The organism is Klebsiella sp. X1-16S-Nf21 (genome assembly GCF_002837615.1).
Lineage (GTDB): Bacteria > Pseudomonadota > Gammaproteobacteria > Enterobacterales > Enterobacteriaceae > Klebsiella > Klebsiella variicola.
In genome coordinates this window covers 1-14,768 of record NZ_PJDK01000028.1, presented here as the reverse complement: position 1 = coordinate 14,768, position 14,768 = coordinate 1, and the positions used below count along the sequence as shown (strand labels likewise).

Here is a 14,768-nt window from a genome sequence, read left to right as displayed (position 1 = left end):
GCTTGGCGAATAAAAGCATTTAACACACGGCCCGCCGGCTCTTTAGGGTGAGAAAAAAACTCAAGGGAGCAATACGTTATGATGAAAGCATTTTTTAGCCGCACCTTGCTGGCATTGGTCGCGGTCATCGGTCTGGCGGCAAACGCCCAGGCCGAGACGCTACGAACCATTCGCATCGGCGTGCCGGATCAGAGCGCCGGCAGTCAACCTTTTATTGAGGGGCCGGTCGGCATGGCGTTTATCCGCCATCAGCTGGAAGAGGTGTTTAAACCGCAGGGTGTGGAAGTGCAGTGGCAGTTTTTCAAGGGGGCAGGCCCGGCGGTGAATGAAGCGTTAGCCAACCGACAGCTTGATTTTGTTTACCTCGGCGATCTGGCGGCGATTATCGGTAAGGCCAATGGTCTGCCGACACGCCTGCTTCTGGGCAGCCGCGGCTCGGAATCCTGGCTCGCGGTAACCAAAGCCTCGGGTATTAAAACGCTGGCCGACCTGAAAGGCAAACGGGTGGCGGTCTATCGCGGTACGGCGGACCAGCTGGCCTTTGACCGGGCGCTGCAAACCGCCGGCCTCAATGAGCGCAGTTTGCAGGTCATCAACCTTGACTGGAACGCGGGTAAAGCGGCGCTGGCGGCCGGTCGCGTCGATGCGGTATGGGGAGGCGTCTCCCTGCTGGCGCTACGCGGCGACAAAATTGATGTGGTGGTTAAAAGCGGCGATTCAGGCCGCCAGAACACCACTCAGGCGGGGTTCCTCGGCACGCAGACGTTTATCGAGACCTGGCCGCAGGCGACTCAGCAGATCGTTAATGTGCTGGTGAAGAATGCCGCTGAAATCAGCGATCCGGCTAATCGAGACGCCTGGTCTGCCGAGATGGCGCAGCAAAGCCAGATCCCCAAGGCGTTATTTCTGGAAGCGCTGCAGCCACAGGATCTGAACTTTACCACCTCACCGCGTATTGACCCGTTCCTGACCGGCAGCTTCAGCAGTAGCGTCGAGCAGGCTAAATCGGGTCGTCTGATCCGCAGCGCTTTTGACGTTAAGCAGTGGGTGGACGGCCAGTTTGTCGAGCAGGCGCTGAAAACGCAGCAACTGGAAAACCGCTGGCCACCGTACGATGCCAAAGGTGAGGCGAAAAACGCCGGTTAATCCCTCTCCTCATGCGCCAGCAGCTGAAGCTGATGCTGACGGTCGGTATGGAGGATAATCTCAATCAGCCTCTCAACCAGCGGCGGCTGAATCGCGTGAACCGGGGAGATAATGGCAAACCGGGTCTGCATTAGCCGCCACTCATCTGGCAGATCGCTAAGTTCCAGTTTCACCAGCCGATGGCTGTGCTGGCACAACGCGAAGCCGTCCTCGCTGGCGAAGCTTATCGCGTGGGTTTGCGCCAGAGTGGAAAGCAGCGCGTAAATATGGTCGCACTGGATCGCGGGCGTAAAGTCCTGTTGCTGGCTGAGGGTCGCCAGTACCTTGCGTACCCCCGGCGGCAAATAGGGGGCGGCAAAAGGGTAGCGCAACATCTCCTGAATCGAGATCGTCCCCTGTTTTGCCAGCGGATGTTCGGCATGGCAGACAAAGAAACAGCGTTGTGGGCTAAGCGGCTGCACGCGTAACTGCGGGTCAAGCTCGGCCTGCCAGCTATCGGCGACCACAAAAGGATAGTGCTGGGAGGTAAGCGCCTGATGCAGAGCAAGCCAGTTATCAATGTGAAAACGCACCCTCGCCTGCGGCAAAAGACGATGAAACTCTCCGATGGCCGCCGGAATCAGCCTCGCGCCGGGAGCCGGGCCGCAGCCAAAAGCGACCTCGCCATTTTGCGCATCGTCCGCCTCACGCAGCTGGCTACTAAGCTCAATATTGAGTTCCTGAAAACGGCGCGCATAAGGCAGCAGCTTTTGCCCATGCAGCGTGAGCGTCGGTAGCTTGCTCTGGCGGTCGAATAAAGGATGACCGACACTCTGCTCCAGCGCCTGAATGCTGCGGCTAAACGCCGATTGCGACAGGCAAACCGCCTCCGCCGCACGATTAAAACTGCCGTACTCCACTAGCGCTACAAAATTGCGTAACTGGCGAAAATCCAGATGCATCGATCCGCTCCCTTCCCTCTACTATTCAACAAAAGTACTGGAAGGCGGCCTGGCGGTAAACCACAGACACCACTCCCGGTGGGTTAGCGCACCGTGACTGGGGTGAAAGTTCGCGTTGCAGAATAGTGATGAATCTGCATGAGCGGCCAGCCACAGAGCCTCACGCTGATCTCACGTTTCAGCCATTAATTCCGTCATCACTTTCGCAAACACTTCGCCCGGCTGAGACAGGGTGCTATGTCCATCCGTCACCGCGACGACAGAAACCGGCAATGCATGACGGAACGGCCGCACCGCCAGACCGCTGGTGTCGACGCCCTGTAGAGAAAAACTGTCAACAATAGTCATACTGTTGTTGCCGTGTCTGACAAGATTAATCGCCATGCTGTAGCGGTTGGTTTCTACCGCCGCCACCTGGCGCTGGCGGAACGCCGGCACCTCTTCGGCAATCATGGCAACCAGCCGCGCGTCGGTCGTGATATACACCAGGTCGCGCGTCGGGATATCCTGCCAATGGATTTCCGTCTGCTGCGCCAGCGGATGCTGCTCGGGCAGCACACACACCATTTCGCCCCGGCAGATGGCCAACGGGTTCTCCTCTGGTTCGTAGCCGGGTTTCACCAGAAAACCGAGATCGTAACGCCCTTCTTCAACCGCCGTCTCAATTTCATTGTTGAGACACATATCCGCCACCACACCATAATCCGGAAAGCTCTGCCGAAAACGCGCCACCGCCAGCGGCAATATATTCAGCGCCAGCGCAGGCGTGGCACAGACCCGCAACTGACCAACGCGATACTGGCGGATGTGATCAACAAAACGCTCAAAACGAAGCCGGTCCTGATGCACGCGCAGCGCCTCTTTATACAGCGCTCTGGCTTCCGCGGTTGGCTGCATCTTCCCTTGATAGCGCTCAAACAGGCTGAACCCCATCTGCTGCTCGATAAGCGCCAGGCTTTTACTCACCGAAGGCTGCGACATGGCCAGCTGCGCCGCTGCTGCTGTCACTGAACCTAGCTGAACGATACTGATAAAGACCTCGAGTTGCTTGGGTGTCATTGCCATTTTCCTGATAACGATATGCTGATTATGCATTTAAAAAATATGCACTCAGGGTTATAGAATCCATAATTATATTCACCAGAGGGCATAAAATGAAATTTTTCACGTCACGCTTCATGTCGATATTGTTGCTTATACCGGGGATGTTCTTAGCCCAGTCTCCTGCTCAGGCCGGGGAAGAAATCAATACGATTCTGCCAGACCATGTGATCCGCGTCGGTGCGGTCAACGCACCGCCGTGGTATCAGAAAGATCTGCTGACCAACCAGTGGACCGGGCTGGTTCCGGATGTTGTGCAGGCGATATTTAAAAACACCGATATCAAGATTGAATACGTTGATACGCAATGGGGCACCGCCGTCGCGGGTTTACAGTCCAACCGCTTCGATATTTTAGGTGGTTTTAATAATACGCCAGAAAGGGCCAAAGCCGTCGACTTTACCCGCCCTATGGGCTCGCACCAGATGGGCGTCCTGACTCTGGAAAAAGAGACGCAGAAATATCAGCGCTGGGACACCATCAACACTTCGCAGACCAGGCTCAGCGCGATTGATGGCTCGGCAGCCGTCACGCTGCTGCAGCCTCAACTGGACAAAGCCCAGTGGATTATCGTTCCCGATAGCGACAACATGCAGCTCCAGATGGAGAGCGGCCGCGCGGATGCCATCGTCACTAACGATATCCAGATGGCGCAATATATTCAAAAGCGTCATCAGGGCACGATGATTATCCCACAGCCGGTCAAAGAACAGGCAACCAATATGGGCCTGCGTAAAGAACGACCGGAATTACAGGCGTGGCTGAATGGACGGCTCGAACAGCTGGATAAAGACGGCACGCTGAAAAAAATATGGCAGAAATATACTCACCCAGCGAAATAACTCTGATGAACCCACAATCATTATTACCGTTACTGAAAATTGAAGCGCTTAGCAAATCATTTTCAGGTAATAAAATTATAGATGATGTTTCCTTCGCGGTTCGTCCCTCGGAGGTGATTGGCATCATTGGCCGCAGCGGCGCGGGTAAATCCACCCTGCTGCGTTGCCTGAACATGCTTGAAGTCCCGGATAGTGGGCATATTTGGCTGGGTGAGGAAGAAATAGGCTTTCACGGCGCGCAGAGAAAACAGGTCACACAGCGCACATTAGCGCGCCAGCGTGCCTCAATGACAATGGTATTCCAGCACTTTAATCTGTGGCCACACCGCAGTGTATTGCAGAATATTATTGAAGGTCCGGTACAGGTCCTGGGCTTGCCGCGTAAAAAAGCCATCGAAAAAGCCATGGCGCTGCTCACGCGTATGGGCCTGCAAGAAAAAGCCGGAGACTTCCCGGTTCAACTTTCAGGCGGTCAGCAGCAGCGGGTATCTATCGCCCGCGCCCTGGCCATGGCGCCGCAAGTGATCCTGTTTGACGAACCGACTTCCGCACTCGATCCGGAATCTGTCGGGGAGGTGCTGTCCGTTATTTCCGAACTGGCGGCCAGCGGCACCACCATGCTGGTGGTTACCCATGAAATGCGTTTTGCCCTGCAGGTATGTAGTCGGCTGCTGTTGATGGATAATGGCAAACTGGTGGAAGAAGCATCCCCTCAGGAGATCTGGTCACGGCCGCCCGATGCCCCTATCCGACGCTTTATGACGCTGTCCGGCGTAACGGCAGAGGAGCTGCGCTAATGTCTTATCACTGGGATTTCTCAATACTGTGGCAATATCACGCGGTTTTGCTGGAAGGGATATTGACCACCTTTAAAATTGTGCTGGCCTCAGTCACGTTAAGCATTCTTGGCGGAGCGCTGCTGGCCCCGTTGCGCGGCGCGTCCAGGGCGGTCATCCGCTTACCCACCCAGGGGTTGATTGAGATTGTGCGTTCAATCCCCCCTCTGGTGCTGATTGTCTGGGCCTACTACTGTCTGCCCATTTTGTTCGGCCTGACCCTCTCCTCGTATCTGACCTGTGTCCTCGCCATCTCGTTATATGGCAGCGTATTTTTCGCTGAAATATTTCGTTCTGGTATGCAATCGGTCGATCATGGTCTGGTCGAAGCGGGCCTGTCGGTGGGGATGTCACCGCTGAAAGTATTAGTTCGCATTACCGCGCCGGTAGCCTTTTTGCGAATTTTACCGGCGTTTGTCAGCCAGTGCGTGATGTCGGTTAAGAATTCCGTGCTGGCGAGTTATATCGCAACGGGTGAGATCCTCTATCAAGGGCAACGGCTGAGTACCGCCACCTTCCGCCCTCTGGAGACACTGACTTTTGTGGCGCTGTTTTTCGTCGCCACCATTCTTCCGCTGTCACTGCTGGCAAGCTATGCCGAGCGCCGGATCCGCAGCCGCTACTTCAAACGTTGAGTAACCATGACTATTTCCGCAACACGCCAGCTGGTCAATTTTGCCAGTACCTTATCTGCGCCAGCTATCCCGGCTCCCGTTCGGCGCAAAATTCGACTGCATTTACTGGATGCCCTCGCCTGCGGTTGGGCGGCCAGTGGCCACCGGGTCAGCGAACCGATGATACGCGCCTCCCGGCTATTTGGCGGAAACGGTCACTGTAGCGTCTTCGGTGAGTCCGGTTTCAGCCCATTGGCGGCCGCGTTCGCGAACGCCGCCATGATAAACGGCCTGGATCACGATGACGGTGTGGAGATCGACGGCAAAGGGCTCGGCCATCCGGGGGCCACACTGGTTGCCGCCGCGATGGTTGCGCTTGACCTCAATCCTGAGCCGGTAGCTCAGGACGTGCTGATTACCACCCTGGCGGCCGGTTTCGAGGTGAATAACCGGCTCATCCACGCCATCCAGCCTTCGGCAGAACGCTTCAGCCAGGTCTACGGCGTGGCGCAGCATCAATCCATCGGCGCAGCCGTGGTGGCCGGTCGGTTGTTGGGGTTAAACCCTGAGCAATTACATCACGCGGTGGGCCTGGCCGCCGCGTTAACACCGCTCCCCAGCCTGCACCAGTATAACTGGCGACAACGGCCGCTGTTGTCGCTCAAAGATGCCGTGGCGCCCGCCGCGCAAGCCGCCGTGCAGGCGGTGATCATGGCGCAGCAAGGCCTCAGCGGCAGCCTTGATGTACTCGATGGCGAACAGGGTTTCTGGCGGATGATTGGCTCCGACCAGTTCGCGCCAGACAGGTTGACCGATGAGCTCGGCAGTCACTGGTACGCTGGCTACGGTAGCTTTAAGCGATATCCCGCCTGCCGCTGGCTGGCCTGCGCGCTGGAATGCATGGAGGGCATCATGCAGCAGACCGGCTGGTCTGTTGCGGATCTCCGCACCATTGAGGTACAAAGCTTCCCCCGCCTGGTCAATGATATGATGGATTATCGGCCGCAAACGGTGACCGACGCGCAGTTCAGCCTGCCGTGGACGCTGGCAGCGATCGCCGCTGGCCTGGCGCCGGGTGCCGGCTGGTATACTGAAGACAATATGCAAAACCCCGCCTTGCTGGCGCTGGCGGATAAAGTCACGGCCACTGTCACACCTGAATTTACACAACGAATGAACGGTCCGGCACGCCAGCCTGGCGCGCGCGTTGTGGTCACAAACAGCCGTGGCGAATGTGCAGTGCAGGAACGCTACAAACCCCTGGGCAGCGCCGAACGCCCGCTTAGCGATGGGGAAATTATTGCCAAGGCGCGGCGAAATTTGCCCGGACATAAGATAAAGGTTAACGAACTGCTTACGAGCGTGATGGAGGAGGAAACGGCTCGGTATTACTCCTCTTCGGCAGACCTGATGGGCTTTTCGCTACCGGCGTAGCAAGGGTTGCCTGACATTGTCAGGCAACCACGACCGGTTAGTGCTTCACGATATACATGGTACGGCTGTAGGCCACATCTTCCGGGTTGGTGATCGGGTAGCCTTTCAGCCACGGCTTAATCAGCCGGCCGTTAGTGTACTGGTAGATCGGCGCAATCGGCGCTTTGACCATAATGATCTTCTCCGCCGCGTTGTAATCGTCGTTACGCGCTTTGGCCGAATTCTCCACCGCCGCCTGGGCGAGGATTTTATCGTACGCCGGATCGTTAAAGCGGGAGATATTTCCGCTGTGGGTGGAGGTCAGTAGCGACAGGAAGGTGGACGGCTCGTTGTAATCCCCCACCCACGAGGCGCGGATCACGTCGAAATTGCCGGTGTTACGGCTGTCGATATAGGTTTTCCACTCCTGGTTCTGCAGTTTCACCTCCACGCCGAGGTTTTTCTTCCACATCGACGCCACCGCGATGGCAATCTTCTGGTGATTCTCGGAGGTGTTATACAGCAGCGTCAGCTTCAGCGGACGATTCGGGCCATAGCCGGCGGCAGCCAGCAGGGCTTTCGCCTGGGCATTAAGTTCGGCCTGACTCATACTCTCAAACTGCGACGGCTGGGGGGTGAAGCCCGCCGTCACGTCCGGCGTGAAGCGCCAGGCCGGTTTTTCCCCGGTTCCCAGTACTTTCTCCGCCATCACCCGGCGATCGATGGTCATGCTCAGCGCCAGTCGCACCCGCTCGTCCGCCGTCGGCCCCTTTTGGGTATTGAAAGCATAATAGTAGGTACCCAGCTGCGGCGGGGTATATACCTGCCCCGGAATATCCTTCAGTAGCTTCTGATACATATTTTTCGGGAAAGATTCGGTGATATCGATATCGCCAGCGAGATAGCGCTTGGTGGCGGCGGACTCCTGGTTGATCGGCACAAAGGTGACCTGCTGGATCACCGTTTTGGCGTTATCCCAGTAGTGCGTGTTCGGCACCAGCACCAGCTTTTCATTGACCACGCGATCTTTCAGAACATAGGCGCCGTTGCCCACCAGGCTGCCGGGCCGCGTCCAGTTCGCGCCGCTGTCGACATTCGCTTTTTGTACCGGGTAGAAGGCAAAGCTGGCGGTCAGGTTGCTGAACCACGGCAGCGGTTTATCCAGCTGCACCCGCAGAGTGCGGGCGTCGACGGCGGTAACCCCCAGGGTCTCCGGCGCGGCTTTGCCGTCGATAATGTTCTGCGCGTTGGCGATCCCCGCCAGCGCCGCGAACCAGGCGAACGGCGAAGTGGTTTTCGGATCCACCAGACGCTGCCAGCTATAGACGAAATCCTCGGCGGTAACCGGCGTGCCGTCGGACCAGCGCGCGTCATCGCGCAGGGTAAAGGTCCAGACACGGTTATCGTTGCTCTGCCAGCGGGTTGCCACGCCAGGAACCAGGTTGCCTTTCGCATCCTGATTGACTAAACCTTCAAACAGATCGCGGATCACCTGGATTTCCGGCAGGCCCACCGCTTTGGCGGGATCTAACGAGGCGGGTTCATCTTTGATATGGCGTACTAACAGCTGTTTTTCCGCCAGTACCGTGCCCGGCGGTACGTCCGCCGCCCAGGCTAAAGAAGATACGCTGGCTAACCACAGCGCGCCGCATGTCAAAGCGACAGGATACTTCATAAGATCCCCTTTAAAATGAAAAAAATACCGCCAACAGAGCGATAATTATTTGTTTCATCACCTGAAATTGCAAACGACATATGATAGAAAATTGATGTGTCGTCGGATTTCACGCCTCAGGGAATGGGTTTGATCCCGACACGCTTTTCGCCAACACTCAATAATAACGACACACAGGAAGCCCTATGTCTATTTCACGCCCTCGCCCCCAGCGCGGCGACTTTCCGCCGGGAACCCGGCAGTACGGCAGCTCGGAACTGGGCGCGCCGCTGCTGTGGTTTCCTGCGCCGCAGGCCGACAGCCGTAGCGGCCTGATTATTGCCGGCACCCACGGTGATGAAAATTCGTCGATTGTGACCCTCTCCTGCGCCCTGCGCACCCTGAAACCCGAGCTGCGCCGCCACCACGTGGTGCTGACGGTCAATCCTGACGGCTGTCAGCTCGGGCTGCGTGCCAATGCCCGCGGCGTTGACCTCAACCGTAACTTTCCGGCCGCTAACTGGAAACAAGGGGAAACGGTTTATCGCTGGAACAGCGCGGCAGAGGAACGCGACGTGGTGCTGTTGACCGGCGAGCAGCCGGGTTCGGAGCGGGAGACCCAGGCCCTGTGTCAGTTGATCCACCAGATCCATCCGGCGTGGGTGGTCTCCTTTCACGATCCGCTGGCCTGTATCGAAGACCCGGGCCACAGCCCGCTGGGGCACTGGCTGGCCAACGCCTTCTCCCTACCGCTGGTCGGCAGCGTGGGCTACGACACGCCGGGCTCCTTTGGCAGCTGGTGCGCCGATATCGGACTCCCCTGCATCACCGCTGAGTTCCCACCGGTCTCCGCCGACGAGGCAACGGAGCGTTACCTGCCGGCGATGACCGATCTGCTGCGCTGGCAGGCTTAAAGATGAAGCACGCCGGTGCTGAACCGCAGCGCCGGCTCGACGTCCACCGCCAGCCATGTCGGGCCGTCGAGGTCGGCGAAGCGCGCCAGCGGCGCCAGGGGGAGTGCGGCGGCGATCCCGCGCGAGGTGCAGAGCATACAGCCCAGCATCCGCTCATACCCCTGCCGTTCCGCCTCCCCGGCCAGAGCCAGCGCTTCGGTCAGACCGCCCGTTTTATCCAGTTTGATATTGACCATCTCATAGCGCCCGCGCAGCCTCGGCAGGCTCTCCCGGGTATGGCAGCTCTCGTCGGCGCAAATCGGCAGCGGATGAACGAAGTTTTCCAGCGCCGAGTCGTCATCGGCGGGGAGCGGCTGCTCAAGCATCGCCACACCGAGGTCCGCCAGCAGCTGACAGCGCGCCGCCAGCCCCTCGCTGTGCCAGGATTCATTGGCGTCGACAATCAGCGTAGCCTCCGGCGCCGCCTGACGGATAGCGATTAACCGCTCGCTGATCAGCCGGTCGTCAAGCTTCACTTTCAACAGCTGGGCACCTTTCTGCCACAGCGCCGCGGCGCTGGCCGCCATCTGATCCGCCGTACCAATGACCACCGTTTGGGCGGTGATCACCCGGTTGGGCAACGCCACGCCCAGCAACTGGGACAAGGTTTTGCCTTCGCGCCGCGCCTGCAGATCCCACAGCGCGCAGTCAACGGCATTGCGCGCGGCGCCTGCCGGCAGCAGCCGCTGCAGCTGTTCGCGGGTGAGGCCCGCTTCCAGCTGCTCGCCGATCGCCATCACCTGGGCCATGACCGAAGCGATGCTCTCGCCATAGCGGGGATAAGGCGTGCATTCGCCCACCCCTTTCACACCGTCCTCCTCCAGTTCCACCACCACCACTTTTGCCTCGCTGCGGCTGCCGCGGGCGATCACAAAAGGGGTATGTAGCGGCCAGGCTTCCTCATACACTCGCACGTTGCGCATTCCCTTGTCCTCTCTGGTCAATGTTAAATAGGGTTTGCCGTCTAGCTGGCGGATGTCATACACTACTCGTGACGTTAACTATATGTAAACAGGAAGATAACCATGTCACAAACCGTGCATTTCCAGGGCAACCCCGTTTCTGTTCAGGGCACCATTCCGCAGGCAGGCGCTAAAGCGCAGCCGTTTACGCTGGTCGCCAAAGATCTCTCTGACGTCGCGCTGAGCCAGTACGCCGGCAAACGTAAAGTACTGAATATTTTCCCGAGCATTGATACCGGCGTGTGTGCCGCATCAGTGCGTAAATTCAACCAGCTGGCCGCTGAACTGGACAACACTGTGGTGCTGTGCATTTCCGCTGACCTGCCGTTCGCCCAGTCCCGCTTCTGCGGCGCGGAAGGCCTGAGCAACGTGGTGACCCTTTCCACGCTGCGCGGTGCGTCGTTCCTCGCTGACTACGGTGTCGCCATCGCCGCCGGTCCGCTGGCTGGCCTGGCCGCTCGCGCCGTGGTCGTTATCGATGAAAATGATCAGGTCGTCTACAGCCAGCTGGTGAATGAAATCACCGAAGAGCCGGACTACGACGCCGCGCTGGCCGCCCTGAAAGCCTGATAACAGCGTGCCCGGGCGCATCACGCCCGCGGACAATCTATGTACTCAGCCCCCGCTCTGCGGGGGCTTTTTTATTGCCGTGGCGCATAGCGGGAGATAGCCCGCGCCATCGCCGGGCCGGTCAGTAAAATGGTAAACAGCCGCAACGTCTGTAGCGCCATAATGAACGACATATCCGCCCGGGTGCCGGCGGCGATAATCGCCACCGTGTCCAGGCCGCCAGGGCTGGTGGCCAGATAGGCGGTCATAAAGTCCATCTGCAGAATGTGGGTCAGGGCAAGGGCCATCAGGGCGCACATCAGGATCAGCCCAAGAATAGAGGCGATAATCTGCGGCAGCGTCTTCAGCGCCAGCAGAAAAATGGCTTTATTAAACTGCAGCCCCACCGTCCAGCCCAGCACCGCATAGGCCATCGCCAGCAGCCACTCCGGCAGCTCCAGCATCATCCAGCCGCTGCCCTGGACCAGCGCGCCGAGCAGCATCGGCAACAGCATGGCCCCGGAGGGGATGCGCAGCCGCATGCCCAGCCAACAGGCTAGCGCCGTCAGCAGCAGCGTGAAAGGGAAATTCAGGGTCAACGATGGAAACCAGACAATATCCTGAGTCATTTCCTGCGCTTCATTGCCCAACGCATAGCGCACCACCAGCGCCGCCGCGCCGACGACAAACAGCACCCGCAGATACTGCATCAGCGCCACCAGCCGCACATCGGCCCCGTACTCCTGGGCCATCACCACCATTGCCGACGCGCCGCCGGGAGAGCTTCCCCAGGCGCCGGTGGCGCCCGGCAGCGCGCTGTAGCGAACCAGCAACCAGCCGGTGAGGCCGCTAATCGCCAGGGTGGTCAACAGGATCGCCAGCACCAGCGCCCAGTTGTTGAACAGCACGCCAAAAACAGAGGGATTAATCGCCCGGGCGATCATGCAGCCGACGATGGCCTGCGCCGCCAGATAACAGGGACGAGGGATGCTCAGCTTCACCCCGCGCAGGCTCAAAATGAGACCGGCGATCAGCGGCCCCAACAGTAGCGCTGCCGGCAAATGAAGGCGTAACAGCAGCGAGGAAAAGAGAACAGAGAGCAGCAGCAATGTCAGCCAGTGCCCGATCGCGCGACGCGACGCCAAGATGCACCACCCCGGAAAAAGGATTAAAAAACCAGTATATACAGGTTTGGCCCGCTTTGCAGGCCGAATGCCGGCGACGTGGGTCGCCGGCCTGGCGGGATTATTCGTCGCCCTTTTTCTGACTCAGACCATATTCACGCAGTTTATTGGCGATGGCGGTATGCGACACCCCCAGCCGCTTCGCCAGCTTACGGGTGCTGGGGTAGCTGCGATAGAGCTGGGTCAGCACCGAGCGCTCAAAGCGCCGGGTGATGTCGTCCAGCGACCCTTCCATGGCCTCCTCGCCCACCGGCAGCGACGCGACGTCATGGTCCGGCAGCAGAATGTCCTGTGGACGCAGCTCAAATCCCTCCAGTTGGGTCAGCGCGCGATAGACAGCATTCTTCAACTGGCGAACGTTGCCGGGCCAGCTGTAGCGGGTGAGCACCGTACTGAGATCGGCGGAGAGCTTCGGCCGCGGGACGCCCTGCTCATCAGCAAAGCGGGCCACGAACAGCTCCGTCAGCGGCATAATGTCCTGCGGGCAGTCGCGCAGCGGCGGCAGATACAGCGTCAGGACGTTGAGGCGATAGTAGAGATCTTCGCGGAACAGCCCTTTCTGCACCAGTTCGACCAGGTTTTTCTGCGTCGCGCAGATCACCCGCACATCGACGTGCACTTCATGATCCTCGCCAACTCGGCGGAAGGTGCCGTCGTTGAGGAAGCGCAGCAGCTTAGTCTGCATTCGCGGCGACATCTCGCCAATTTCATCCAGCAGCACCGAGCCGCCGTTGGCCTGCTCGAAGAAGCCCTTCTTACCCTGCAGCGCGTCGCCAAACAGCTCGCTCTCGACCGCGTCCTCGGGAATGGAGCCGCAGTTGAGCGCCAGATAAGGTTTGCCCGCCCGCGGGCTGGCCAGATGGCAGGCATGGGCCAGCAGATCTTTGCCGGTACCTGTGTCGCCGACAATCAGCAGCGGCGCGCTGAGCATCGCCAGCTTGCGCGCTTGCTCCACCACGTGGCGCATTTTCGGCCCCACCGCGAGGATCTGGCTGAAGGCGCTGGTGTCCTGGCTGGTCATGGTCTGCAGCTGGCGTCCCATGCGCACGGTTGAGCGCAGCATCGCTACGGCGCCGGTCAGCACCCGTTCGTTATGCTCCCCTTCCAGATAGACCGGGGTCACTTCCAGCAGATAGTTCTGTCCATTCACCACCACATGCTCCGCATGCGTCTCCTGCGGGCTGCTCTCCAGCCAGCGCTGAACGTTAAAATCGGCGATCAACTGGGCCACCGGATGGTTGCGCAGCTTCGCCTGGCTTTGGCCAAACAGCAGGCAGCTGGCGGGGTTGGCCAGTTCCACCCTGCCTTTGGTATCCAGCGACAGCACCGGCTCCGGCATCGCCACCAGCAGCGCGCTGAGCGCCAGGTGTTCACGCTCAGACGGCATCCACGGCACGGTGCGCACGTCTGTCACGCCGGCGATACGGCGGATCTCTGCCATCAGGCTGCTGAACGTGGCGAACTCCAGTTCGGCAAAATTGAGGTAAATTCGGCCTATAGGGTCAATATCGATACCACGTAGATCAATGCCGCGCAGCACCAGCAAATCGAGCAATTCACGAGTCAGACCGAGACGGTCTTCACAAAAGACTTCAAGACGCATGGGAGTGTTCACCCTAAAAGTGCCAATGACGGGAGAATAATAGGACAGGAATGAGTTTTCGGGAAGCTAACTGTCAACAATTATTGACAGCATGGCGGAAAAATGGGCGTTGTGCCGTAAAGTCAGGCGGTCAGTGGTTAAATGAACGCCTGGGCGAGCCGGGATCCAACCTGCCCGGTAGGCCGGGCAAGGCGAAGCCGCCGCCCGGCAATGTCTCTGAGCGGAGGTTACTTCTCCGGACTGGTTTTGCTTTTCTGCAGGGTCTCTTTCAGCTGCCCAATCAGCTCGCGACGAAAATCGCCGAGCCGCGGTTTATCATCGGCAATCCACGGTAGCGGGCGGCACAGCTCCATCGCCTTGATCCCGAGGCGGGCGGTCAGCAGTCCGGCACCGATGCCCTGTGCGGCGCGCGCCGACAGCCGGGCCGCCAGATCCTGCGACATCCAGTCCATCCCCACCTCGCGCACCAGTTCGCTGGCGCCAGCGAAAGCGATATTCAGCAACACCAGGCGAAACAGTCGCAGACGACTGTAATACCCGAGCTCAATGCCGTACAACGTGGCAATTCGGTTGATCAGCCGCAGGTTACGCCAGGCGATAAACGCCATATCCACCAGCGCCAGCGGGCTGACGGCAATCATCAGCGTCGACTCCGCCGCCGAACGGCTGATTTCCCGCCGCGCCTGGGCATCGAGCACCGGCTGCACCAGCTGCGCATAAAGGCTCACCACTTCGCGATCGCTTTGCGTTTCGTGGATCGCGGCATACCAGCGCTGCAGCGCCGGATGCGATTGATCCAGCCCGGCCTGCTGCGCCAGCTTCTCACAAAAGGCTTTCGCTTTGCCGACCGCGTGACTGTGCAGCATATCGCGCGCTTCATCGCGTTCGTGGGCGCGCTGGCGCAGTCGCCACAGACGGCGCCACTCGGTGGCCACCGATCCGACGCCGGCCCCGACGATCAGCGCCCCGG

Annotated in this window: 15 protein-coding genes; 7 read left to right on the top strand and 8 right to left on the bottom strand. The window is 59.2% G+C overall.

Annotation, left to right across the window (positions count from 1 at the left end; genetic code table 11):
- Window positions 1–78: 78 nt before the first annotated feature.
- On the top strand, window positions 79–1,146 hold the full coding sequence (locus tag CW267_RS14465) for an ABC transporter substrate-binding protein (RefSeq protein ID WP_023297462.1): 1,068 nt from the start codon (window positions 79–81) through the stop codon (window positions 1,144–1,146).
- On the opposite strand, the gene CW267_RS14460 is transcribed toward CW267_RS14465, so the two are convergent.
- A complete protein-coding gene (locus CW267_RS14460) occupies window positions 1,143–2,087 on the bottom strand; it encodes a LysR family transcriptional regulator (RefSeq protein ID WP_032730156.1) in 945 nt (314 codons plus the stop codon). The two genes, CW267_RS14465 and CW267_RS14460, sit on opposite strands and share 4 nt — an antisense overlap.
- Window positions 2,088–2,258: 171 nt before the next feature.
- A complete protein-coding gene (locus tag CW267_RS14455) occupies window positions 2,259–3,146 on the bottom strand; it encodes a LysR family transcriptional regulator (RefSeq protein WP_016160851.1) in 888 nt (295 codons plus the stop codon).
- Window positions 3,147–3,241: 95 nt separating this feature from the next.
- On the opposite strand from CW267_RS14455, the gene CW267_RS14450 reads away from it, so the two are divergent.
- From CW267_RS14450 to CW267_RS14435, 4 genes are read left to right on the top strand one after another with little or no spacing between them, the layout of a single operon-like run.
- On the top strand, window positions 3,242–4,030 hold the full coding sequence (locus CW267_RS14450; protein WP_016160850.1) for a substrate-binding periplasmic protein: 789 nt from the start codon (window positions 3,242–3,244) through the stop codon (window positions 4,028–4,030).
- Between the two features lie 5 nt (window positions 4,031–4,035).
- Window positions 4,036–4,827 (top strand): amino acid ABC transporter ATP-binding protein, encoded by a 792-nt coding sequence (locus tag CW267_RS14445; RefSeq protein ID WP_008805223.1) that lies wholly within the window; start codon window positions 4,036–4,038, stop codon window positions 4,825–4,827.
- A complete protein-coding gene (locus tag CW267_RS14440; protein WP_012542012.1) occupies window positions 4,827–5,501 on the top strand; it encodes an amino acid ABC transporter permease in 675 nt (224 codons plus the stop codon). Before CW267_RS14445 ends, CW267_RS14440 begins: the two co-directional genes overlap by 1 nt.
- Before the next feature lie 6 nt (window positions 5,502–5,507).
- Window positions 5,508–6,914: an MmgE/PrpD family protein gene (locus CW267_RS14435; protein ID WP_100781369.1), complete on the top strand. Its 1,407-nt coding sequence runs from the start codon at window positions 5,508–5,510 to the stop codon at window positions 6,912–6,914.
- 37 nt (window positions 6,915–6,951) lie between these two features.
- On the opposite strand, the gene CW267_RS14430 is transcribed toward CW267_RS14435, so the two are convergent.
- Window positions 6,952–8,568: a peptide ABC transporter substrate-binding protein gene (locus tag CW267_RS14430; RefSeq protein ID WP_044612819.1), complete on the bottom strand. Its 1,617-nt coding sequence runs from the start codon at window positions 8,566–8,568 to the stop codon at window positions 6,952–6,954.
- On the bottom strand, window positions 8,565–8,681 hold the full coding sequence (locus CW267_RS30585) for a hypothetical protein (RefSeq protein WP_012542015.1): 117 nt from the start codon (window positions 8,679–8,681) through the stop codon (window positions 8,565–8,567). The genes CW267_RS14430 and CW267_RS30585 overlap by 4 nt, the downstream gene beginning before the upstream one ends.
- Before the next feature lie 72 nt (window positions 8,682–8,753).
- Here CW267_RS30585 and mpaA point away from each other — a divergent pair, with 72 nt between their 5' ends.
- Window positions 8,754–9,461 (top strand): murein tripeptide amidase MpaA, encoded by a 708-nt coding sequence (mpaA, locus tag CW267_RS14425; protein ID WP_032739682.1) that lies wholly within the window; start codon window positions 8,754–8,756, stop codon window positions 9,459–9,461.
- Here mpaA and ycjG read toward each other — a convergent pair.
- Complete coding sequence (gene ycjG, locus CW267_RS14420) at window positions 9,458–10,423, bottom strand: L-Ala-D/L-Glu epimerase (protein ID WP_100781368.1); 966 nt, start codon at window positions 10,421–10,423, stop codon at window positions 9,458–9,460. The two genes, mpaA and ycjG, sit on opposite strands and share 4 nt — an antisense overlap.
- Window positions 10,424–10,525: 102 nt before the next feature.
- Here ycjG and tpx point away from each other — a divergent pair, with 102 nt between their 5' ends.
- Entirely contained in the window at window positions 10,526–11,032 is a 507-nt protein-coding gene (gene tpx / locus CW267_RS14415) for a thiol peroxidase (RefSeq protein WP_008805229.1), read from the top strand.
- A gap of 71 nt (window positions 11,033–11,103) precedes the next feature.
- Here the strand turns inward: tpx and CW267_RS14410 are convergent, their stop codons facing one another.
- From CW267_RS14410 to CW267_RS14400, 3 genes are all read right to left on the bottom strand, one after another.
- Entirely contained in the window at window positions 11,104–12,156 is a 1,053-nt protein-coding gene (locus CW267_RS14410; RefSeq protein WP_008805230.1) for an AbrB family transcriptional regulator, read from the bottom strand.
- 100 nt (window positions 12,157–12,256) lie between these two features.
- Complete coding sequence (gene tyrR / locus CW267_RS14405) at window positions 12,257–13,798, bottom strand: transcriptional regulator TyrR (RefSeq protein ID WP_012542019.1); 1,542 nt, start codon at window positions 13,796–13,798, stop codon at window positions 12,257–12,259.
- Between the two features lie 227 nt (window positions 13,799–14,025).
- A partial coding sequence (locus CW267_RS14400; RefSeq protein ID WP_101148632.1) for a TIGR01620 family protein occupies window positions 14,026–14,768 on the bottom strand: 743 nt, incomplete at its 5' end.

Excerpts from the sequence above, each read along its gene's own strand:
- CW267_RS14465 (WP_023297462.1), top strand. The coding sequence starts at position 79 with ATGATGAAAGCATTTTTTAGCCGCACCTTGCTGGCATTGGTCGCGGTC.
- ycjG (WP_100781368.1), bottom strand. The coding sequence starts at position 10,423 with ATGCGCAACGTGCGAGTGTATGAGGAAGCCTGGCCGCTACATACCCCT.
- mpaA (WP_032739682.1), top strand. The coding sequence starts at position 8,754 with ATGTCTATTTCACGCCCTCGCCCCCAGCGCGGCGACTTTCCGCCGGGA.
- CW267_RS14445 (WP_008805223.1), top strand. The coding sequence starts at position 4,036 with ATGAACCCACAATCATTATTACCGTTACTGAAAATTGAAGCGCTTAGC.
- CW267_RS14450 (WP_016160850.1), top strand. The coding sequence starts at position 3,242 with ATGAAATTTTTCACGTCACGCTTCATGTCGATATTGTTGCTTATACCG.
- CW267_RS14435 (WP_100781369.1), top strand. The coding sequence starts at position 5,508 with ATGACTATTTCCGCAACACGCCAGCTGGTCAATTTTGCCAGTACCTTA.
- tyrR (WP_012542019.1), bottom strand. The coding sequence starts at position 13,798 with ATGCGTCTTGAAGTCTTTTGTGAAGACCGTCTCGGTCTGACTCGTGAA.
- CW267_RS14440 (WP_012542012.1), top strand. The coding sequence starts at position 4,827 with ATGTCTTATCACTGGGATTTCTCAATACTGTGGCAATATCACGCGGTT.
- CW267_RS14430 (WP_044612819.1), bottom strand. The coding sequence starts at position 8,568 with ATGAAGTATCCTGTCGCTTTGACATGCGGCGCGCTGTGGTTAGCCAGC.
- CW267_RS14455 (WP_016160851.1), bottom strand. The coding sequence starts at position 3,146 with ATGACACCCAAGCAACTCGAGGTCTTTATCAGTATCGTTCAGCTAGGT.
- tpx (WP_008805229.1), top strand. The coding sequence starts at position 10,526 with ATGTCACAAACCGTGCATTTCCAGGGCAACCCCGTTTCTGTTCAGGGC.
- CW267_RS14460 (WP_032730156.1), bottom strand. The coding sequence starts at position 2,087 with ATGCATCTGGATTTTCGCCAGTTACGCAATTTTGTAGCGCTAGTGGAG.